13 protein-coding genes and 2 CRISPR repeat arrays are annotated in these 18082 nt (G+C 37.5%); of the genes, 8 read left to right on the top strand and 5 right to left on the bottom strand.

Features of this window, described 5'->3' with window-relative positions:
- The first annotated feature begins 72 nt into the window (after window positions 1-72).
- From DLK05_RS14930 to DLK05_RS14920, 3 genes are read left to right on the top strand one after another with little or no spacing between them, the layout of a single operon-like run.
- Complete coding sequence (locus DLK05_RS14930) at window positions 73-855, top strand: 5'-nucleotidase C-terminal domain-containing protein (protein WP_127344811.1); 783 nt, start codon at window positions 73-75, stop codon at window positions 853-855.
- Window positions 830-1777 carry a bifunctional metallophosphatase/5'-nucleotidase gene (locus DLK05_RS14925; protein ID WP_209319904.1) on the top strand — a complete coding sequence of 316 codons (948 nt, stop codon included), beginning with the start codon at window positions 830-832 and terminating at the stop codon, window positions 1775-1777. Before DLK05_RS14930 ends, DLK05_RS14925 begins: the two co-directional genes overlap by 26 nt.
- Before the next feature lie 41 nt (window positions 1778-1818).
- Complete coding sequence (locus tag DLK05_RS14920; protein WP_127344810.1) at window positions 1819-2715, top strand: cation diffusion facilitator family transporter; 897 nt, start codon at window positions 1819-1821, stop codon at window positions 2713-2715.
- Window positions 2716-2785: 70 nt separating this feature from the next.
- On the opposite strand, the gene DLK05_RS14915 is transcribed toward DLK05_RS14920, so the two are convergent.
- The 3 genes from DLK05_RS14915 to DLK05_RS14905 form a co-directional block, all read right to left on the bottom strand.
- Window positions 2786-3145 (bottom strand): helix-turn-helix domain-containing protein, encoded by a 360-nt coding sequence (locus DLK05_RS14915; protein WP_127344809.1) that lies wholly within the window; start codon window positions 3143-3145, stop codon window positions 2786-2788.
- Window positions 3146-3651: 506 nt separating this feature from the next.
- Window positions 3652-4578: a DMT family transporter gene (locus DLK05_RS14910; RefSeq protein WP_127344808.1), complete on the bottom strand. Its 927-nt coding sequence runs from the start codon at window positions 4576-4578 to the stop codon at window positions 3652-3654.
- A 298-nt stretch (window positions 4579-4876) separates the two neighbouring features.
- Window positions 4877-5581 carry a LexA family transcriptional regulator gene (locus tag DLK05_RS14905; RefSeq protein ID WP_209319903.1) on the bottom strand — a complete coding sequence of 235 codons (705 nt, stop codon included), beginning with the start codon at window positions 5579-5581 and terminating at the stop codon, window positions 4877-4879.
- Between the two features lie 232 nt (window positions 5582-5813).
- On the opposite strand from DLK05_RS14905, the gene DLK05_RS14900 reads away from it, so the two are divergent.
- The 4 genes from DLK05_RS14900 (at window position 5814) to DLK05_RS14885 (ending at window position 11025) form a co-directional block, all read left to right on the top strand.
- Window positions 5814-7454 (top strand): acetolactate synthase large subunit, encoded by a 1641-nt coding sequence (locus DLK05_RS14900; protein ID WP_127344806.1) that lies wholly within the window; start codon window positions 5814-5816, stop codon window positions 7452-7454.
- A gap of 23 nt (window positions 7455-7477) precedes the next feature.
- On the top strand, window positions 7478-8869 hold the full coding sequence (locus DLK05_RS14895; RefSeq protein ID WP_127344805.1) for an aldehyde dehydrogenase family protein: 1392 nt from the start codon (window positions 7478-7480) through the stop codon (window positions 8867-8869).
- 229 nt (window positions 8870-9098) lie between these two features.
- The gene (locus DLK05_RS14890) at window positions 9099-9812 is read left to right on the top strand and encodes a pirin family protein (protein ID WP_127344804.1); all 714 of its coding nucleotides are present in this window, start codon (window positions 9099-9101) and stop codon (window positions 9810-9812) included.
- Between the two features lie 193 nt (window positions 9813-10005).
- Window positions 10006-11025, top strand: a complete 1020-nt coding sequence (locus DLK05_RS14885; RefSeq protein WP_127344803.1) for a LacI family DNA-binding transcriptional regulator — start codon at window positions 10006-10008, stop codon at window positions 11023-11025.
- 54 nt (window positions 11026-11079) lie between these two features.
- Here the strand turns inward: DLK05_RS14885 and rlmN are convergent, their stop codons facing one another.
- Together rlmN and DLK05_RS14875 are read right to left on the bottom strand one after the other, a co-directional pair.
- Window positions 11080-12123, bottom strand: coding sequence for a dual-specificity RNA methyltransferase RlmN (gene rlmN, locus DLK05_RS14880; protein ID WP_127344802.1), 1044 nt, complete (start codon window positions 12121-12123; stop codon window positions 11080-11082).
- Between the two features lie 42 nt (window positions 12124-12165).
- Window positions 12166-12840, bottom strand: coding sequence for a ferredoxin--NADP reductase (locus DLK05_RS14875; RefSeq protein ID WP_127344801.1), 675 nt, complete (start codon window positions 12838-12840; stop codon window positions 12166-12168).
- Between the two features lie 184 nt (window positions 12841-13024).
- Between DLK05_RS14875 and DLK05_RS14870 the strand changes: the two genes are divergently transcribed.
- Window positions 13025-14002: a DUF4097 family beta strand repeat-containing protein gene (locus DLK05_RS14870; protein WP_127344800.1), complete on the top strand. Its 978-nt coding sequence runs from the start codon at window positions 13025-13027 to the stop codon at window positions 14000-14002.
- A 376-nt stretch (window positions 14003-14378) separates the two neighbouring features.
- A CRISPR array of direct repeats spans window positions 14379-17445; the repeat unit is 30 nt; unit sequence ATTTCAATTCCACTTTGGTACGATTGAGAG.
- 92 nt (window positions 17446-17537) lie between these two features.
- Window positions 17538-18030: direct repeats of the CRISPR family, unit length 30 nt; unit sequence ATTTCAATTCCACTTTGGTACGATTGAGAG.
- Window positions 18031-18082 lie beyond the last annotated feature (52 nt).

Here is an 18082-nt window from a genome sequence, read left to right as displayed (position 1 = left end):
TACAGATATATTTATACTTTTACAATCCTTAAAAAAGATAAATTTGTATTTTATTCTCTCAATGCCTTGATAATGAAAAGAAAATTTGATTTCGCTATACGCTTTCTGCTTATACTATTTTTATTTTCCGCTTGTTCCGGAACAAATAATAGCAATAAGCTGGAATATAAAGCCCATTACGCTGTTGACTCCCTTTGGGATCAGGCATCTCAATCGGATACCGCATTTCAGCATGTAATAGCTAACTATAAAGTTCAATTGGATGATCAGATGAATAAAGTGCTTGGCATTTGCGATAAGGATATGATTGCCAGAAAACCCGAGAGCGATTTGTCCAATTTTGTGGCAGATGCTATGCTCGAAATCGGCAAGACCTACTGTGAGGAAAATCATTTGTCTCATTCTGTGGATATTGCCGTGATGAATCAGGGAGGAATCCGTACTGCCTTAGCAAAAGGGAAAATCACTACCGGAAGAATTTTCGAAATGTTACCCTTTAAAAATAAATTGGTAATTGTATCGATGGATGGCAAACAGTTAAAAGGCTTGCTCGATCAAATTGCGAGCTTTGGAGGCGAAGGTATTGGTGGAATGAAAATGGGAATGAAAGAGAAAAAGGCTGTCGAGATTAGTATTGATGGAAAGCCTTTGCAGGAAGATCATATCTACTATGTGATTTCAATAGATTATCTGGTGAATGGAGGCGGTGGCTTAACGGCTTTTGCCAATCGAAAAACTTTCCGTCATCTGCATCAAAAATTACGAAATGAAATTATAACTTATCTCCTGCATAAGCAGGAAATAGGAGAACATATCACCGCTAAATTAGATGGGAGACTTTATCATGTGGAATAGAAGAGATTTTTTAAAGAGCTTTGGACTTGGCGGCTTATTATTGGGAACAGGATTGGTAAGCAAATCAGCCTTTGCGTCGAAAAATAAGATGCAGAAAATATGCTTACTTCATACTAACGATCTACATAGTAGAATTGAACCTTTCCCGAAGGAAGATCCTCAGTTTGGTGGATTGGGAGGCTTTGCACGTATCCATGCTATGGTGGAAAAAATTAGAAAGCAGGAAGAACAAGTACTCCTGCTCGATGCTGGTGATGTGTTTCAGGGAACTCCCTATTTTAACTTTTTTCAGGGAGAAGCGGAATTTAAATTGATGTCAAAAATGAAATATGATGCCGGAAATATCGGTAATCATGAATTTGACAATGGCGTGAAAGGAATTAGCAGCAAACTGAAATATCTTAATTTTCCATTACTGAATGCGAATTACGACTTTAGTGGTACGGATTTGGAAGGAAAAATTCCTCCTTATAAAATATTTCAAAAAGGGGATTTGAAAATTGGTGTTTTTGGCGTAGGAGTTGACTTAGAAGGATTAGTGGAGCCTCAAAATCGCGAAACAATCGTTTATCTCGATCCTGTAGATGTTGCCGATAAAATGGTGCATATCTTAAAGAATGAGCAAGCCTGCGATTTGGTTGTTTGTCTTTCTCATCTGGGCTATAAAAGTAATATTGGAGAGATGTGTGATATAGATTTTGCCAAAAAATCGAGCGGGGTAGATGTGATTATTGGCGGACATTCTCATACCCTGATGGAAACTCCCGATCGTTTGCTGAATAGAGATGGAGAGGAAGTAATCATCAATCAGGTGGGATGGGCAGGTATTGCCCTCGGGCGAATCGACTTATATATCGACAAAAAGGAGAAAACTAAAATTGCATCCTCCAAATTATTGCGGGTAGAGGCATCTATTGCTTAATAATCATTATCTTCCTACTTCCTAAGTTTGAAAGGACTACTATGAAGAATTCTAGATGGAAACTCGATAAATCGAATTGGGCTTATGTGGAAGGTTGGCTTTCCATAGCTGGTAATGTTCTACTCTTTGCACTTAAATATTGGGCAGGTCTGGCTACCGGTTCTATTGCCATTATTGCCGATGCCTGGCATACCCTTTCGGATAGTTTAAGCTCTGTAATTGTGTTGATTGGTGCGAAAATTTCGAAAAAGCCTGCCGATGAGGATCATCCTTTTGGACATGGAAGGGCCGATCTCATTAGTGCTTTTATTATTGGAATATTGCTCTTGCTGGTAGCTTTCGAATTTATCATGCAGTCGTACGAAACGCTGATAAATAGGGAATCTACTACCTTCGGAACACTTGCTATTGTGGTAATGATTGTATCCGTAGTCACGAAGGAATTGCTAGCTCAGTTTGCCTATTATGGTGCAAGAAAAACTAATTCTAAAGTATTGCGTGCCGATGCCTGGCATCATCGAAGCGATGCCATTTCCTCCCTGGTTATTTTAGTGGGAATATTTCTGGGAAATTATTTCTGGTGGATTGATGGTGCATTGGGGATGATTGTAGCCTTGTTAATTGGTCATGCCGCCTATCAAATAATTAGCGATTCTATTCATTCCCTGCTTGGCGAAAGTCCTTCGGCTACCATGATTGAGGAGGTAAAACAATGCTGTGTAAAGCTACACTCGGATACATTAGTACCCCATCATTTTCATGCACACACCTATGGAGATCATACCGAACTTACTTTCCATATCTGTTTACCAAATGATATGCCAATTCAGGATGCTCATGAAATAGCAAGTAAGCTGGAAGATGGTATTCGCGAAGAATTCGGCTATGTCTCCACAATACATATCGAGCCCTTGGAGTATGATGAAATAAGGGAATAATAATTCGAAATGGGAGACCTTCTGCTTTCGGTCACTGTATTAAAATACAATAGAGATTTTTTGGCCGCTTTTACTTCTTGCCTTGCAATCCAATTACTTCTTTTAGCAAATCCCGCTCTTTTTTTAGGTCTTGCACTTCCTTTTTTAAGTTTTCAATTTCTTGATCTCTGGATAGAATTGCCGGATCAATCGGATCATCAATTCCTATTTCGTTCGCAATTTGTCGGAAAATATTAACCTGTAATACTTCGCAAATAGACCACAGCCTACGAATCTGCATCCCCGGATTTTTTAACATGTAATGCGCCGATGACAAATGCACTTGTAGTAGTCTGGACAAATCGGTATATACAATTCGTTTCTCATTCATTGCTTTTAATATCAAGGCATTGGTATCAATAGGCATGGACATATTTTTCTTAGTATTCATCTCTTTTATTATCTTTTTTCGGTTTGATTAAACTTCTCTTTAGCTGTTAGTCTGCTACCAACTGTACCTATTGGCTTACAGATTGTTTTACATCCTTAAGTTCTGATTTTTTTTCGAGTTTATCAAGAAAAAATACTAAAAAGACTTAATAAAATCAGTAAAAGACTGTTCAAAAATATATCAATACTAAATAAAAGTATAGTAATACTAGATATTGTAATTAAAAAACTTTATAAATATGCTAAGTATTACAATATTGATGTGATATATTTGAATAAATGCAGTGAATTCCACAATATTTATGATGTATATTGCATTGCTAATAGAGGAAGTTACGACTCTTATAATGTTTCTTGCATTCCTTATGAAGGCTATTACAACTCTCGTGATGATTTCTACAAGTCTTGTATGGAATATTACATCTCTGATAGAGACTTATACAAGTCTTATGATGGAATACGATAGGCAGTCTTGTTTTTATTGGGAAAATAATCCTTCGAAGCTAGCTAAGCTTTTTGCTTTCGTTTCGAGAAGTAAACGGCAGTTATCGCTCCTCCAATTACCAATGCCGCTCCCAGAAAGGAGTACAGACTTAGGTTATCGGCTTTGATCCAATTCACTTCTAAAATGGTTAAAACAGCCATAGTTATTAAGGTAATGATGGGATTCATGGTAACAATAATGCTTACTTTATATGCTTCGGTATATTTAAAGGCAAGGGCAATGCTGCCATAAGCAACCAAGGTATTCACTCCCAAAAAAATTACGATTAGCCATCCCGATAAGGAGAGATTGGCGAAAGCAGAAAAATCAGCAAAAGGAATATATAACAAGGCCGGAATGCCATAAAGCACCATATTTAGTAATTGTGCAGGATGATGCTGAACGAGTGTTTTTTGTAAGGCGGCATAGATTACCCAGGTAACTGCTCCCAATTCTACCCATAAAAATCCCGTATTAAAGGCATTGGTATCCTGAATAAATGTTTGTAGCTGATTGTGATAAAAAAGGAATAAGCCTAATCCGGCTATGCCAAATCCTATGGTTTGTTTAAAATTAATTCGCTCTTTAAAGACAATGAATCCAACTAATGCCAATAAAATAGGACCAGTTTGTATGATGATCTGAGCATTACTCGGACTAGTGTAATTTACGCCTTGTAAAAAACCAAGATAGTTGACTCCAAGCGCAATGGCAGCTAAAACCAGAAGCATCGGCGGCCGCTTGATGATTTTAAGTTGGCTTTTATCAGTGATCAGATAGTAGATAAACAACACTAAAAAGGCAAAGGTGAAACGAAACCAAACAATAGTCATGGGTGGTATTTCTTCTAATGATATTTTTAGAAAAATAGGAAGGAATCCCCACAATAATGCGGTTAGCATGGCATATAAAACGCCTTTGGTATTGGTGTTTATTGGTGCTGAGTTCATCGGTTTCCCAGGCGTAAAAATGATTATTTAGAATGATTAAATGCAGCCAAAAGTAGAAAAAAAATAATACAAAGCTCATTGCTTTCTAATTAATTCACCCTTAATCTCAAAAGCTGTTTTTTGGTGGGAAATTGAATCGTTTTGGTCGTTAGCATTTTTGATCCGAAAAGAATCAAATGTTTATAGCCCTCCGGGTAAGAATAACATGTGGAAAATCGACGCACGCACAAAAGCTCAATTGGAATACCGACCTAGCTTGCGCCGAAACCAACTAAGCCAAATTGTTGAAATATGAATTCTACAATTTATCAGGCAAATTAAAACTCATAAAACCAAGCGCCTTCCAAACTTCCCTTACCTCATTTACATTCACTTCAAACGACAAATAATCCGGATTATCAGAATTCAGGATTAATTGATGATTGGTAAAATCTTTTTTCACGCGCTTGTAAACGATACCATCTTCGGCTGTAATTACAATATGGCAAGTATCGTTTTGTATCAATTCCCAATCCTGAACATACTCGCAGATAATATACGATCCGGCAGAAACCGGTAGCATGCTTTCCCCTTCGATCTGAAAAGCACGGTAGGTTTTATTCTCCGAAAGTTCGTTAAAGGGTAATCTGAAATTGGGCAATTCGCTGATAAACGCTGCATCCGAATATCCTTTTAAATATCCGGCGGCAGCCTTCACGGGAACCAGACTAATCATTTCTTCATTTTTTGGATCGACCAGAATGGGTAATATCCGAAGCTTTTCGCCTTTTACATCCTGCTGGTTTATTAAATCTGTTTTACTGATATCATCATTTACCAACTCATCCAGATTGCGTTTGAAATAACGGGAATACTTTAAAAGACTGTTGATCTTAGGTACACTTCGTCTTTTTTCGTAGGCACTAATCGAAGAGGCTCCAATGCCAATTTGAGAAGACAATTTCTGTTGAGATAATCGCTTTCGTAGTCGTAGATGTCGGAGGTTTTTATTTAGATTTTCCATGCTTTGCTCTTGTGTGAGTGATTTTTTAAGGACTGCAAATGTACAAGTTTGTTTGATCTTTTCGGAAATTGAAAAGTACATGTCAAAAGAATATTTGTCCATTTATAAAAACATTCGAACCAACTAATTTTAATTGAGTAAATTAAGGGGAATCAATTTTGCACAGGTATAATTAATATCCTTATAAAATTGATTTTAAATAGGTGGAGCATAACGATAAAATTGATAGGATATGAAAGCATCAGATTTAATAGTAAAAGCACTGGAGAACGAAGGAGTGGAATATGTTTTCGGGATTCCTGGTGAAGAAAACCTTGATTTTTTAAACTCCCTGAGAGGATCGAAAATTAAGTTGATTTTAAATCGACATGAACAGGCAGCTGGATTTATGGCTGCCACTTATGGCAGACTAACCGGGAAACCTGGGGTTTGTTTATCTACCTTGGGACCAGGAGCTACAAATTTGGTGACTCCTGCTGCTTATGCGCAATTGGGAGCCATGCCCATGATCATGATAACGGGTCAAAAGCCAATTAAGAAAAGCAAACAGGGACGTTTTCAAATTTTAAATGTGGTGGATATGATGAGGCCCATCACCAAAATGACAAGGCAAATTGTGAATGGTAATAATATTGCCTCTTTGGTGAGGGAAGCCTTTCGTCTTGCCATGGAGGAGCGGCCGGGGGCAGTTCATTTAGAGTTGCCCGAAGATGTGGCGGCAGAAGAGGCTCCGGATACAGTGTTTGAACCAAACACGATTCGCAGACCAAACCCGGAGACTAAATCCATTAAGAAAGCGGTGAAAATGATTGAAAAGGCCAAAAGACCATTGCTTTTGATTGGTGCCGGTGCCAACCGAAAAAGAACCTCGAAAGCCTTGCTTGATTTTATAGAGAAAACCGGGATTTATTTCTTTAATACCCAAATGGGGAAAGGGGTGGTGGACGAAAGACATGCTCAATACCTGGGGACGGCGGCTCTTTCTGATCATGATTATTTGCATTGTGCCATAGCGCGTGCCGACCTCATTGTAAATATTGGACACGATGTGATTGAGAAACCTCCCTTCTTTATGGAACAGGGTGGGAAAAAGGTGATTCATGTGAATTTTTTTGCAGCCCAGGTGGATGAGGTTTATTTTCCGCAATTGAATGTGATTGGTGATATTGCTTATTCGATAAAAGAAATAGGTAAACAGATTCAAGTACAATCGGATTGGGATTTTGAGTATTATGCCAGAATTAAAAAAGAAGTGGATCATCATATTGCTACGAATTCTGATAACTCTAAATTTCCATTGATTCCTCAGTTTTTGGTTTCGGCGGTGCGAAAGGCCTTACCTGAAGATGGCATTCTCACGTTGGATAATGGTGTTTATAAGATTTGGTTTGCCAGAAATTTTCCGGCCTATCATCCCAACACCATTCTTTTGGATAATGCTTTGGCAACCATGGGTGCCGGCTTTCCATCGGCAATGGCTGCTAAAATGGTATATCCCGATAAGGCCGTAGTCAGTATTTGTGGCGATGGTGGATTTCTGATGAACTCACAGGAAATGGAAACCGCAGTGCGATTGGGTATCGATCTTGTTATTATAGTTTTGAATGATAGTGCCTATGGCATGATTAAATGGAAGCAGGCAGCTTTAAAGTTTGAAGCTTTTGGTTTGGACTACGGTAATCCTGATTTTGTGAAGTACGCAGAAAGCTATGGTGCTATTGGTCATCAGGTAGATTGTCCGGAGAATTTTTCCAAAACGCTGGCGCAATGTATCCATGCCAAAGGGGTGCATTTGATTGATGTTCCTGTAGATTATTCCGAAAATCATAAGGTCTTAAACGAAGAACTTTATGCAAAAACCTGTATTTTGTAATATCAAATTTAGAAACTTATACGATGAACACATTACAAGTAAATTCCCCATACGACGGAAGTCTGATCAAAGAAATACCAATGCTTAACGCGCAGCAGGTAGAAGAGAAAATATCCAGAGCTTATGCTTTATTTCAGGATCGCTCGAGATGGTTAAAACCGTATCAGCGAATAGAAATATTGGAGAAAACCAAGGTCATCATGCAATCGGGGGTGGAGGAACTTAGCAAAATTGCAGCTTCGGAAGGGGGAAAACCTTATCAGGATAGTAAGGTGGAAATTCTGCGTGCCATTAATGGGGTGCAATTGGCAATTGAGCACATCGGTCAGCTTAGAGGAGAGCAAATTCCTATGGGCGCAACTGCTGCCTCGGTAAACCGATGGGCATTTAGCCTGCGCGAACCCATTGGTGTTGTGCTGAGTATTAGTGCTTTTAATCATCCTTTGAATTTGGCGGTACATCAAGTGATTCCAGCTTTTGCAGTTGGTTCTCCTGTTTTGATAAAGCCTGCTAGTGCAACTCCCTTATCTGCAATAGAACTAGTGAATATTATGAAACAGGCAGGAATGCCGGAGGATTGGGCAGAGGTAGTGGTTTGTGATCGCCAGAATGCCGAAAAACTGGTTCAGGATGAACGAGTGAACTATCTTTCTTTTATCGGTTCGGCAAAGGTAGGATGGTCATTGCGTTCGAAATTGGCCGCAGGAACTCGCTGTGCCTTGGAACATGGAGGGTCGGCTCCGGTGATTGTAGAAGCCGATGCAGATCTTCAACAGGCAGTTCCCTTACTCGCAAAAGGAGGATTTTATCATGCCGGTCAGGTTTGTGTTTCTGTGCAACGTGTATTTGTTCAGGAGCAAATTGCCGAATCTTTTACAGCACAATTGGTGAAGCAGGCGAAAAAACTGAAGGTAGGCGATCCTATGAATCCGGAAACGGAAGTTGGTCCATTGATCGAAAACTATGAGGTGGATCGGGTAGAGGAATGGGTGAACGAAGCAACTGCAGAAGGAGCAAAATTGTTATGTGGTGGCAAGCGAATCTCGAATTCATGTTATGAGCCTACGGTATTATTAAATCCATCTTCAACTTCGAAGGTGAGTCAGTTGGAGGTGTTCGGACCAGTTATTTGTGTGTATTCGTACAAAGACTTGCAGGAGGCTATTGATCGCTCTAATGCCTTGCCATTGGCATTTCAATCTGCGGTGTTCACCTCTAATTTAGATCATGCCATGGATGCAGTGAATCAGCTGAATGCCTCTACGGTAACAGTGAATGATCATACCGCTTTTCGGGTAGATTGGATGCCATTTGGTGGTCGGGATGCTTCGGGAATCGGAACAGGAGGAATCCCCTATTCTATGCACGAAATGACCAGAGAGAAACTCATGGTTATTAAATCGAAAGTATTATAGATCGAAAGTATTATAAAAAGGAAGTGGAGATTATTTCTCCACTTTTTTTTTGAATGAATTTAAAGAATCTGTGATTTATTACCTGGATATCCGTTTCTTGAAAAAGATGAAGTATCCCTCTGAAATACAAGTGTAAATCAATAAAAAGTACATAGTAAACGTAAATCTGTCCATTTATCCTTTATCTGCTCTAAGCTAAATTTGTATAAAGTAAAAACAGGAGGATAAAATGAAAAGAATTTATCATGCGGCAGATTCCAGAGGCAGCTCAAAATTAGATTGGTTGGATAGTAAACACAGCTTTAGTTTTGCAGACTATTATTGCCCCGAAAGAATAAGTTTTGGCACTTTAAGGGTGTTGAATGATGACATCGTAAAGCCAGGAATGGGCTTTGGTACTCATCCACATCAGGATATGGAAATTATTTCAATCCTATTGGAAGGTGCGATGGTGCATAAGGACAGTTCTGGACATGAGGAGATATTGAAGGGGAATGATGTTCAGGTGATGAGTGCCGGCACGGGAATTATGCATTCTGAATTTAACGCCTCTGCTGTGGACGAAGTGCATTTTTTGCAGATATGGATTTTTCCGGATAAAAAGGGTTTGGCTCCCCGTTACGATCAAAAGACTTTTGATGACTTAGGTATGGATAATAGCTTCCAATTGCTGGTAGCCCCAATGAATTCAAATAATAATGCGCTGAAAATAAATCAGAATGCTTTTGTATCCAGAGCAAGGTTACAGAAAGATGAATTTTTGGATTATCAGCAAAATATTTCAGATAATGGCACCTATATTTTTGTGCTGGAAGGAGAAGTAGTAGTCGGTGAACAATTACTGCAAAAAAAGGATGGATTCGGAATTTTTTGGGATGCAAAATTTAAAGTAGAATGCACAGAAGATGCTCAGTTGATTTTTTTGGAAATTCCTATGTGTTAAGTTATTGTTAGCTTATTGTAATTCTTGTGTAAGTGTCTTAAAATATCAGTAATACGGGACAAAAAGTGCAATTCTTTAGAGAGAAGCTGTCTAAATTATATTATCTTTGTGTGATTCCGGATTACTGATAAAAGTCATTGTATTTTATATTATAGTCCTGAAAAACGGAAAGTAAGAACCTAAAATTATTACTATGGCCAACCGACCTGTTACCATTAAAGACATCGCTGAAAAATTAAATATTTCGGTATCAACCGTCTCTCGTGCATTAAAAAACAATCCTGAAATTAGCTTACAAACCAGAGAGAATGTTCAGAAATTAGCAAAAGAGCTGAAGTATCAGCCAAATCCTTTGGCAGTTGCTTTAAAGACAAAGAAGTCGAATACAATTGGTGTTGTTGTTCCTCAAATTGTTAGTTCCTTTTATGCATCTGTAGTGAAGGGTATTGAACAGGTTGCCGATGAACAAGGTTATCAGGTTTTTGTGAGTTCCTCTAATGAGAAAATGGAGAAGGAGGAGAAGAATGTAAATGGATTCTTGAATATGAGAATGGATGGAATAATTTTATCCCTATCTCGAGCAACAAGTACTTACGATCATATTCATAAAATTCAGGACATGGGAGTTCCTATGGTCCTTTTCGATAGAACTTCTAAGGAACTGGATGTGTCAAAGGTAGTGGCTGATGATGCTGCTGCAGCTTATACTGCCGTGAATCATTTAATTGATTCCGGAGCTAAGCGAGTTGCATTTTTAACGGGTATGGAGTATATGCTTTTCGGTAGAAACCGTATGAGAGGATATAAAAAAGCTCTTGAAGATAAAGGATTCAGTCTAGATAAAACTTTAATTTCCCGCTGCGATTTTACTGTTGAAGGTGCTAAAAAAGCCGCAATGGAACTATTATCCAGATCTAACCGTCCGGATGCCTTTTTTGCAATAAGCGATGATTTAGCAATTGGAACAATCGCAGCAGCCAAGGAATTAGGTTTGAGAATTCCTGAAGACGTAGCTGTTGTTGGTTTCTCTAATAGTCGCCGTTCAAGATATATGGAACCATCCATTTCGACTATGGATCAAAATCCAAAACAGGTTGGTCGCGAAGCAGCTAAATTACTGTTCGATCAAATGGAAAATAAACCAAATGCCAAAGATGTAAAAGAAGTAGTTGTTACTGCTGATTTAATCGTTCGCACTTCCAGTGATAAATAAGTTATCTATGATATTATAAAAGAAATCCTGCTTGGTAGAGCAGGATTTCTTTATTTAATAATCTTCGTTTTGTCGCTTTATGAGTTCTTTCGTGGAGAGCATTCCACAAGCAGCAAAAATATCAAGTCCTCTGGAACGTCTGATCGTTGTGGTAATCCCTTTTTTGGTAAGTTGATCTTTGAAGTATTCCATGGTCGCATCATCCGATCCATCGAGAGGCGTGTCGGGAATAGGATGGAAGCGAATCAAATTGATTCTGCATCTTATTCCATCAAGAATCCGGCAAAGTTCTTTGATATGATCTGCTGTGTCATTGATTCCTTTAAACATGATATATTCAAAAGAGACCCTTCTTTGTCTTCCAAAATCAAAATTCCGAACTATCTCGAGAACATCTTTTATTGGATACACATTTTGGACAGGCATTAATTTTTTTCTTTCCTCATCAAAAGGGGAGTGAAGACTAACTGCCAAATGACATTCGCTATTGTTTAGGAATTCAATCATCCCCGGAATAATGCCAATAGTGGAAACTGTAATTCTTCGCGGACTCATAGCCATTCCATATTCCGAAGTAAGAATTTCCAGTGATTTCATTACTTCCGGCACATTATCCAAAGGCTCGCCCATACCCATGTACACAATATTGGTCAGACTTTCTCTTTCGGGCAAGCTGCGAATCTGATTAATGATTTCACCACTGGTGAGTTGTCCCTGAAAGCCTTGTTTTCCTGTCATGCAAAACAAACAACCCATTTTACATCCAACCTGCGAGGAAACACATAAAGTATTTCTATCCCTATCTGGAATATAAGCCGTTTCAATAAATTTGTTTGGCATATTAGAAGGATACAGATATTTTTTTGTTCCATCCACCGAGCACTGCACTTTCGTGGAGCTAATATTGCCGAATATGAATTTCTCTTTAATGATTTCTCTGGTTTTCAGAGAGAGATTACTCATCTCATCAATACTGGTAATATCTTTCTTGTACAACCAATCGGCTATTTGTTTGGCCGTAAACTTTGGGAGTTTAAGATCCAAAACAATCTGAATTAACTCCTCCAGAGTTTTGCCTAATAAAATATCTTTATTCATTATTTAATTTTATTTGCCTATCATTTTATGCGAGAAGTAAGCCTAGAAGTATATTTCAGCAACAATTCTGTTGTATTCAATACCGCGTTTTATCAAAAGGTCACGTACTTCTACTACCATTTCGGGACTTCCACACAGAAAGAATCGATAATCCTTTGGTAGTTCCTTAATGGTCTGCAAATATCGTGTTAATCTTCCACTATACAAACCTTCTGATTCTTCTTGAGAACAACAGCGAATATAGTTGCTGCCTAAAGCCTGGCTAAATTCTTCCTCAAAATAAAAGGAGTGGGTGTATCTTCCACCGTGAATTAAGGTTTTATTTTTTCTTAAGCCTGAGCGGAACATAGCGTAAAATGGGGCAATCCCAGTTCCCGAAGCAATCCACCATGCAGGAGTGTTATCATCAATAAAATCACCATCAGGATTGGTAACATAGAGCTTCGAACCTGTTTTTATTTCACTAAGGCGCGGTGTCAACCAACCATCATCCTTAATGTTGTAAAGAATTTGAACTTCGTCGTCGTTTATCCCACTTGCAATAGTGTATAATCTGGGAGTTACCTCTAAATCCGTAGTTAATCCAATATATTGACCAGCTTTAAAAGCCTTAGTTTTTTTGTATTTCAGAACGTAAACACCAGGTGCGATTTCTTTATTTTCAAGAATTGTTGTGGTATTTAGCTTATTTTTTATTTGATTCGTTTTTGATTCCATATTTTTTCATTAGTACGAGGGCAAAGATAAGAATTAATTTAAAAAGATTCTAAATAGCAAGATACGAATACTTGCCTAAAGACTTGAATTAGTGCAATTATTAAATGTTAGTAACTTTTCGCTTAAATTAAGCGTCATATAGATGATTTACTTACAAATATGAAATTAATTAAACTCGGAATTTATGAAAATTCAAAATTTATTAAAGGTCTGTTTATTGTTATTTTTACTCTTCCTAACTCGCGGATTGTTTGCGCAAACCATTTATGCTAATGAAAAAGCTTCCTATGATAGTGTTGATAAACTTGAGATAGAAGGTGCTTTTTGCGATGTTGAAATAATTGGTGAAAATAGATCTGATGTTCAGTTTGAAGGAATTATCCAGGGAACATCTGGCAAATCTAAGGGTTATATTATTCATCATAAATTAAACGGAAAAACTTTAAATATATGGATTGATTCTCCAAATAGATTCTGGGGAAATATCAAAGGAGATTTGAAGTTTATGGTTCCTCAAGAAATCAAAATTGATCTTAAGAATACTTCAGGGGACGTGTTTTGTTCAGGAATAGTGGCAGAGTATTTAAAGTTTAAAGCATCTTCCGGGGATATTAATATTAGAAAGTTAAAAGGGAACTTAGATTTGCTTACTACTTCCGGGGAGGTTACAGTTAAAGAACTCGTTGGGAATGCTCATATTGTATCTTCCTCTGGGGATCAGGAATTGAAATTTATTAATGGGGATATCGAATCTAAAGCTACTTCTGGTGATTTGAAATTTACAGAGATACATGGGGATGTAAATTCTCGTACATCTTCTGGCGATATTGATATTGAAGGTTTGGTAGGAGTTTTTAGAAATGTATCGACTTCTGGAAATGTTAATATTAATAATTCGAAAACAGCTCTTCATCTAACGGCAAGCTCGGGTGATATCGAAGGTGAAAATATTATTCTTGTAGGGGAATCTTATTTTACTACAACTTCAGGAAATGTTTACTTGAATTTGAATAATAATTTTGAACAATTAAGTTTTGATTTGGTGGCTTCCTCCGGTGATTTGAGAGTTGGAAATCAAAAGACAGAAAAAAAATTGTATCATGAAAATGGTGATATCTGGATTCATGGAAAAAGTAGTTCCGGTGATCAGGTTTATCGCTAATAGTAATAACGTGTAGAAATTCTTTTTTACCGTCCGAAAACGAACATACTTTGTGATGCAATCGGACACTTTAGAATAGGAATAATATTAGCTGAGTTGACTAAGTTGTCTGTTTTTGAGTTGTTTGTATTTTTTGGTCTGGTGCTTGTAATTAATCGTGCGAAATCATTTATTAATGGTTTCCCAAATATTGGGAGTGGTGTCCCGGGATTTTGGTTTTAATAGCATAATTAATTGGTTTTCTTTGATAAAGGGTCTTGTAAGGCTCTTTATCTTTTTTTAAGATTGCATTCATTGTGAATCGATACAGATGTGAAAAATCCCAATCTATAAAAAGAGATTGATAACAAGGCTTAATTCCCTCTATTGGTGCTACATTTCAATTCCACTTTGGTACGATTGAGAGTAGCTTTCGCCACAACAATTAATTGGTCTACAACCTATTTCAATTCCACTTTGGTACGATTGAGAGCCTATAATAAATTCAAGGGCCACACCCAGCAGCCCTATTTCAATTCCACTTTGGTACGATTGAGAGTTTAAACTTTACTGCTATTTAATTCTGATAAATAAATTTCAATTCCACTTTGGTACGATTGAGAGATATCCCTCGATGAATGACGACGAAGAAATATCCTTATTTCAATTCCACTTTGGTACGATTGAGAGATTCATAAAATTAAGATAACTAACAAACACAACATTAATTTCAATTCCACTTTGGTACGATTGAGAGTTCGGTGCCATCAACGGTTCCGCCTGGCGAATCTATGATTTCAATTCCACTTTGGTACGATTGAGAGATTCGAAAGATGTTATTACAGGTGCATCTATTCAGGTATTTCAATTCCACTTTGGTACGATTGAGAGTTGGGCCTCCAAAGTAAATCTCGAAGCTGAAGATATATTTCAATTCCACTTTGGTACGATTGAGAGGCTCTTTCTTTAAATGCTTTGTATGCTTCAATGTTGATTTCAATTCCACTTTGGTACGATTGAGAGGATTTGATAATAACGGTAGACTTACATGGGATACAGAATTTCAATTCCACTTTGGTACGATTGAGAGCCTTTTAAAATTTTCTCGCATATTTGCTGATACTTGATTTCAATTCCACTTTGGTACGATTGAGAGGTCGTCTTCACTCAATTTGCAATATATATTTGCTATATTTCAATTCCACTTTGGTACGATTGAGAGTCTGTAAAACACCGGCACTATCGCCTTTAATTACAATATTTCAATTCCACTTTGGTACGATTGAGAGATATAACAGTATCAGAGGAAGCCATTGCCGTAGATGAATTTCAATTCCACTTTGGTACGATTGAGAGAAGTGTTTTTCTTTTAGAAACTTCACAGATGACAGAATTTCAATTCCACTTTGGTACGATTGAGAGAAAATAGAATAAGGCGTTTCCGGCGGCGATTGTTCTATTTCAATTCCACTTTGGTACGATTGAGAGCATGCCTTCATTGGAAGATGCAACTGTTGTTTTTGTATTTCAATTCCACTTTGGTACGATTGAGAGTGTATCGTTCGTAATAGGCACAGATTTAGATTATTTATTTCAATTCCACTTTGGTACGATTGAGAGATAAATTCATAAAAAAGAGAGGCTACCTCTTGATCTATTTCAATTCCACTTTGGTACGATTGAGAGTTCTGAATTTGATGCCGTAAAGTTAAAGGTAAAGATATTTCAATTCCACTTTGGTACGATTGAGAGTTAGCCAATTCCTGAGATTTAGCTTCATCGAAGTCTCATTTCAATTCCACTTTGGTACGATTGAGAGTGTGCTTCTCTCTGAAGTTTTTCAAAGCTGTCTTTATTTCAATTCCACTTTGGTACGATTGAGAGTTTGTGGTATAAGGTTGCTGATCCTGCTGTCTTAACATTTCAATTCCACTTTGGTACGATTGAGAGTCAGGCAGCACAACCATTTATGCGCCCGGCTTACGAATTTCAATTCCACTTTGGTACGATTGAGAGATCGGTAGATTTCCTTGTACGTGCTTTTACTGTATTATTTCAATTCCACTTTGGTACGATTGAGAGAGTAGTGTTTACGTAGTCATCCCGATTTCGGTCGGGAATTTCAATTCCACTTTGGTACGATTGAGAGAAAATATTCGGCCAATAATATCGATGTGGGTATTGTATTTCAATTCCACTTTGGTACGATTGAGAGTCCTACGCCAGATATTTCAACATAGGCTGTAAATGAATTTCAATTCCACTTTGGTACGATTGAGAGGTTCGTTATCCTTGTCAATGTCAAAGCTTTTACCTTCATTTCAATTCCACTTTGGTACGATTGAGAGAAGCTAAACCAACCTACGGCTGCAAGTATGGTAGCTGATTTCAATTCCACTTTGGTACGATTGAGAGAACGAGATAGACTCGGTTACTTTGTCGTTATCTTTATTTCAATTCCACTTTGGTACGATTGAGAGATTATGGTGCATTTTACATGCTCGTTTTGTACTTTTATTTCAATTCCACTTTGGTACGATTGAGAGGTAGCCTGATAAGTTGCCAAAGGTTGGAGAGGTTAATTTCAATTCCACTTTGGTACGATTGAGAGGTTTGTGGTTGAATACAATAAGGAATACGATCGTTTATTTCAATTCCACTTTGGTACGATTGAGAGAGTTTGGGACACGGCAACATCTACTTCATTAATTGGATTTCAATTCCACTTTGGTACGATTGAGAGCAGGTTCAATCGGAGGATTATACATTGACCCATCAAGATTTCAATTCCACTTTGGTACGATTGAGAGTAACGGTAAACGGTAAGCGGAAATATTACTATGAATTTCAATTCCACTTTGGTACGATTGAGAGAAAATCAATTTAAAACGATTCTTTATTTGGTTATCATTTCAATTCCACTTTGGTACGATTGAGAGGACGTTACATTACTATTTACGGCACCGGAGGAGTAAAATTTCAATTCCACTTTGGTACGATTGAGAGATTATTAATGATGATGATAATTGCATTCGCCATTCCATTTCAATTCCACTTTGGTACGATTGAGAGTTTGAAGAATTTGAGAGCTTGGAAATGGGTATACGATTTCAATTCCACTTTGGTACGATTGAGAGTATCGCTTACCTCGGAGCAAGCCGAAGCGGTTGACACATTTCAATTCCACTTTGGTACGATTGAGAGTTTGTAGTTGGAAAATGATAACATTTTATTACATTTGATTTCAATTCCACTTTGGTACGATTGAGAGATTATTGTTTAAAATTAATGTAACTGCTCTGGAGGAATTTCAATTCCACTTTGGTACGATTGAGAGGGATGATGCCGAAACTACTAAGTCTTATAAATTTCAATTCCACTTTGGTACGATTGAGAGCTGGATCATCGGAATTGTCTCGTTCAGACAGCCTCATATTTCAATTCCACTTTGGTACGATTGAGAGAATGAGTCTTTTATAATTACATCAGTTTGTTGTGAATTTCAATTCCACTTTGGGAGCTGGATCATCGGAATTGTCTCGTTCAGACAGCCTCATATTTCAATTCCACTTTGGTACGATTGAGAGAATGAGTCTTTTATAATTACATCAGTTTGTTGTGAATTTCAATTCCACTTTGGTACGATTGAGAGACTATTCCCTTTTGTTCTACGTAATATTCTTTTCCATTTCAATTCCACTTTGGTACGATTGAGAGCTTAATTTCTGGCCAATTTTCCTTACTGTATTTAATATTTCAATTCCACTTTGGTACGATTGAGAGAACAGGACACCGAACCGAGAAAAGCTTTTATAAATATATTTCAATTCCACTTTGGTACGATTGAGAGCCAACAAAAGAAAGCTCCATTCGATGCCGTAATAGTCATTTCAATTCCACTTTGGTACGATTGAGAGTGAATTTAAAGAGGTAAATGGCTTACTTCCTAATTTATTTCAATTCCACTTTGGTACGATTGAGAGTGATGGGATGAGTGGTAATATAAAAGTAACACAAGAATTTCAATTCCACTTTGGTACGATTGAGAGTGTTGAGTTGGCAAAAAGATAGTTTAGGTCTTAACTATTTCAATTCCACTTT

This window comes from Ancylomarina longa, assembly GCF_003996985.1.
Lineage (GTDB): Bacteria > Bacteroidota > Bacteroidia > Bacteroidales > Marinifilaceae > Ancylomarina_A > Ancylomarina_A longa.
This window is presented reverse-complemented; position numbering and strand designations above follow the sequence as displayed.

Excerpts from the sequence above, each read along its gene's own strand:
- DLK05_RS14870 (WP_127344800.1), top strand. The coding sequence starts at position 13,025 with ATGAAAATTCAAAATTTATTAAAGGTCTGTTTATTGTTATTTTTACTC.
- DLK05_RS14890 (WP_127344804.1), top strand. The coding sequence starts at position 9,099 with ATGAAAAGAATTTATCATGCGGCAGATTCCAGAGGCAGCTCAAAATTA.
- DLK05_RS14905 (WP_209319903.1), bottom strand. The coding sequence starts at position 5,581 with ATGGAAAATCTAAATAAAAACCTCCGACATCTACGACTACGAAAGCGA.
- DLK05_RS14920 (WP_127344810.1), top strand. The coding sequence starts at position 1,819 with ATGAAGAATTCTAGATGGAAACTCGATAAATCGAATTGGGCTTATGTG.
- rlmN (WP_127344802.1), bottom strand. The coding sequence starts at position 12,123 with ATGAATAAAGATATTTTATTAGGCAAAACTCTGGAGGAGTTAATTCAG.
- DLK05_RS14925 (WP_209319904.1), top strand. The coding sequence starts at position 830 with ATGGGAGACTTTATCATGTGGAATAGAAGAGATTTTTTAAAGAGCTTT.
- DLK05_RS14910 (WP_127344808.1), bottom strand. The coding sequence starts at position 4,578 with ATGAACTCAGCACCAATAAACACCAATACCAAAGGCGTTTTATATGCC.
- DLK05_RS14930 (WP_127344811.1), top strand. The coding sequence starts at position 73 with ATGAAAAGAAAATTTGATTTCGCTATACGCTTTCTGCTTATACTATTT.
- DLK05_RS14900 (WP_127344806.1), top strand. The coding sequence starts at position 5,814 with ATGAAAGCATCAGATTTAATAGTAAAAGCACTGGAGAACGAAGGAGTG.
- DLK05_RS14885 (WP_127344803.1), top strand. The coding sequence starts at position 10,006 with ATGGCCAACCGACCTGTTACCATTAAAGACATCGCTGAAAAATTAAAT.
- DLK05_RS14875 (WP_127344801.1), bottom strand. The coding sequence starts at position 12,840 with ATGGAATCAAAAACGAATCAAATAAAAAATAAGCTAAATACCACAACA.
- DLK05_RS14915 (WP_127344809.1), bottom strand. The coding sequence starts at position 3,145 with ATGAATACTAAGAAAAATATGTCCATGCCTATTGATACCAATGCCTTG.
- DLK05_RS14895 (WP_127344805.1), top strand. The coding sequence starts at position 7,478 with ATGAACACATTACAAGTAAATTCCCCATACGACGGAAGTCTGATCAAA.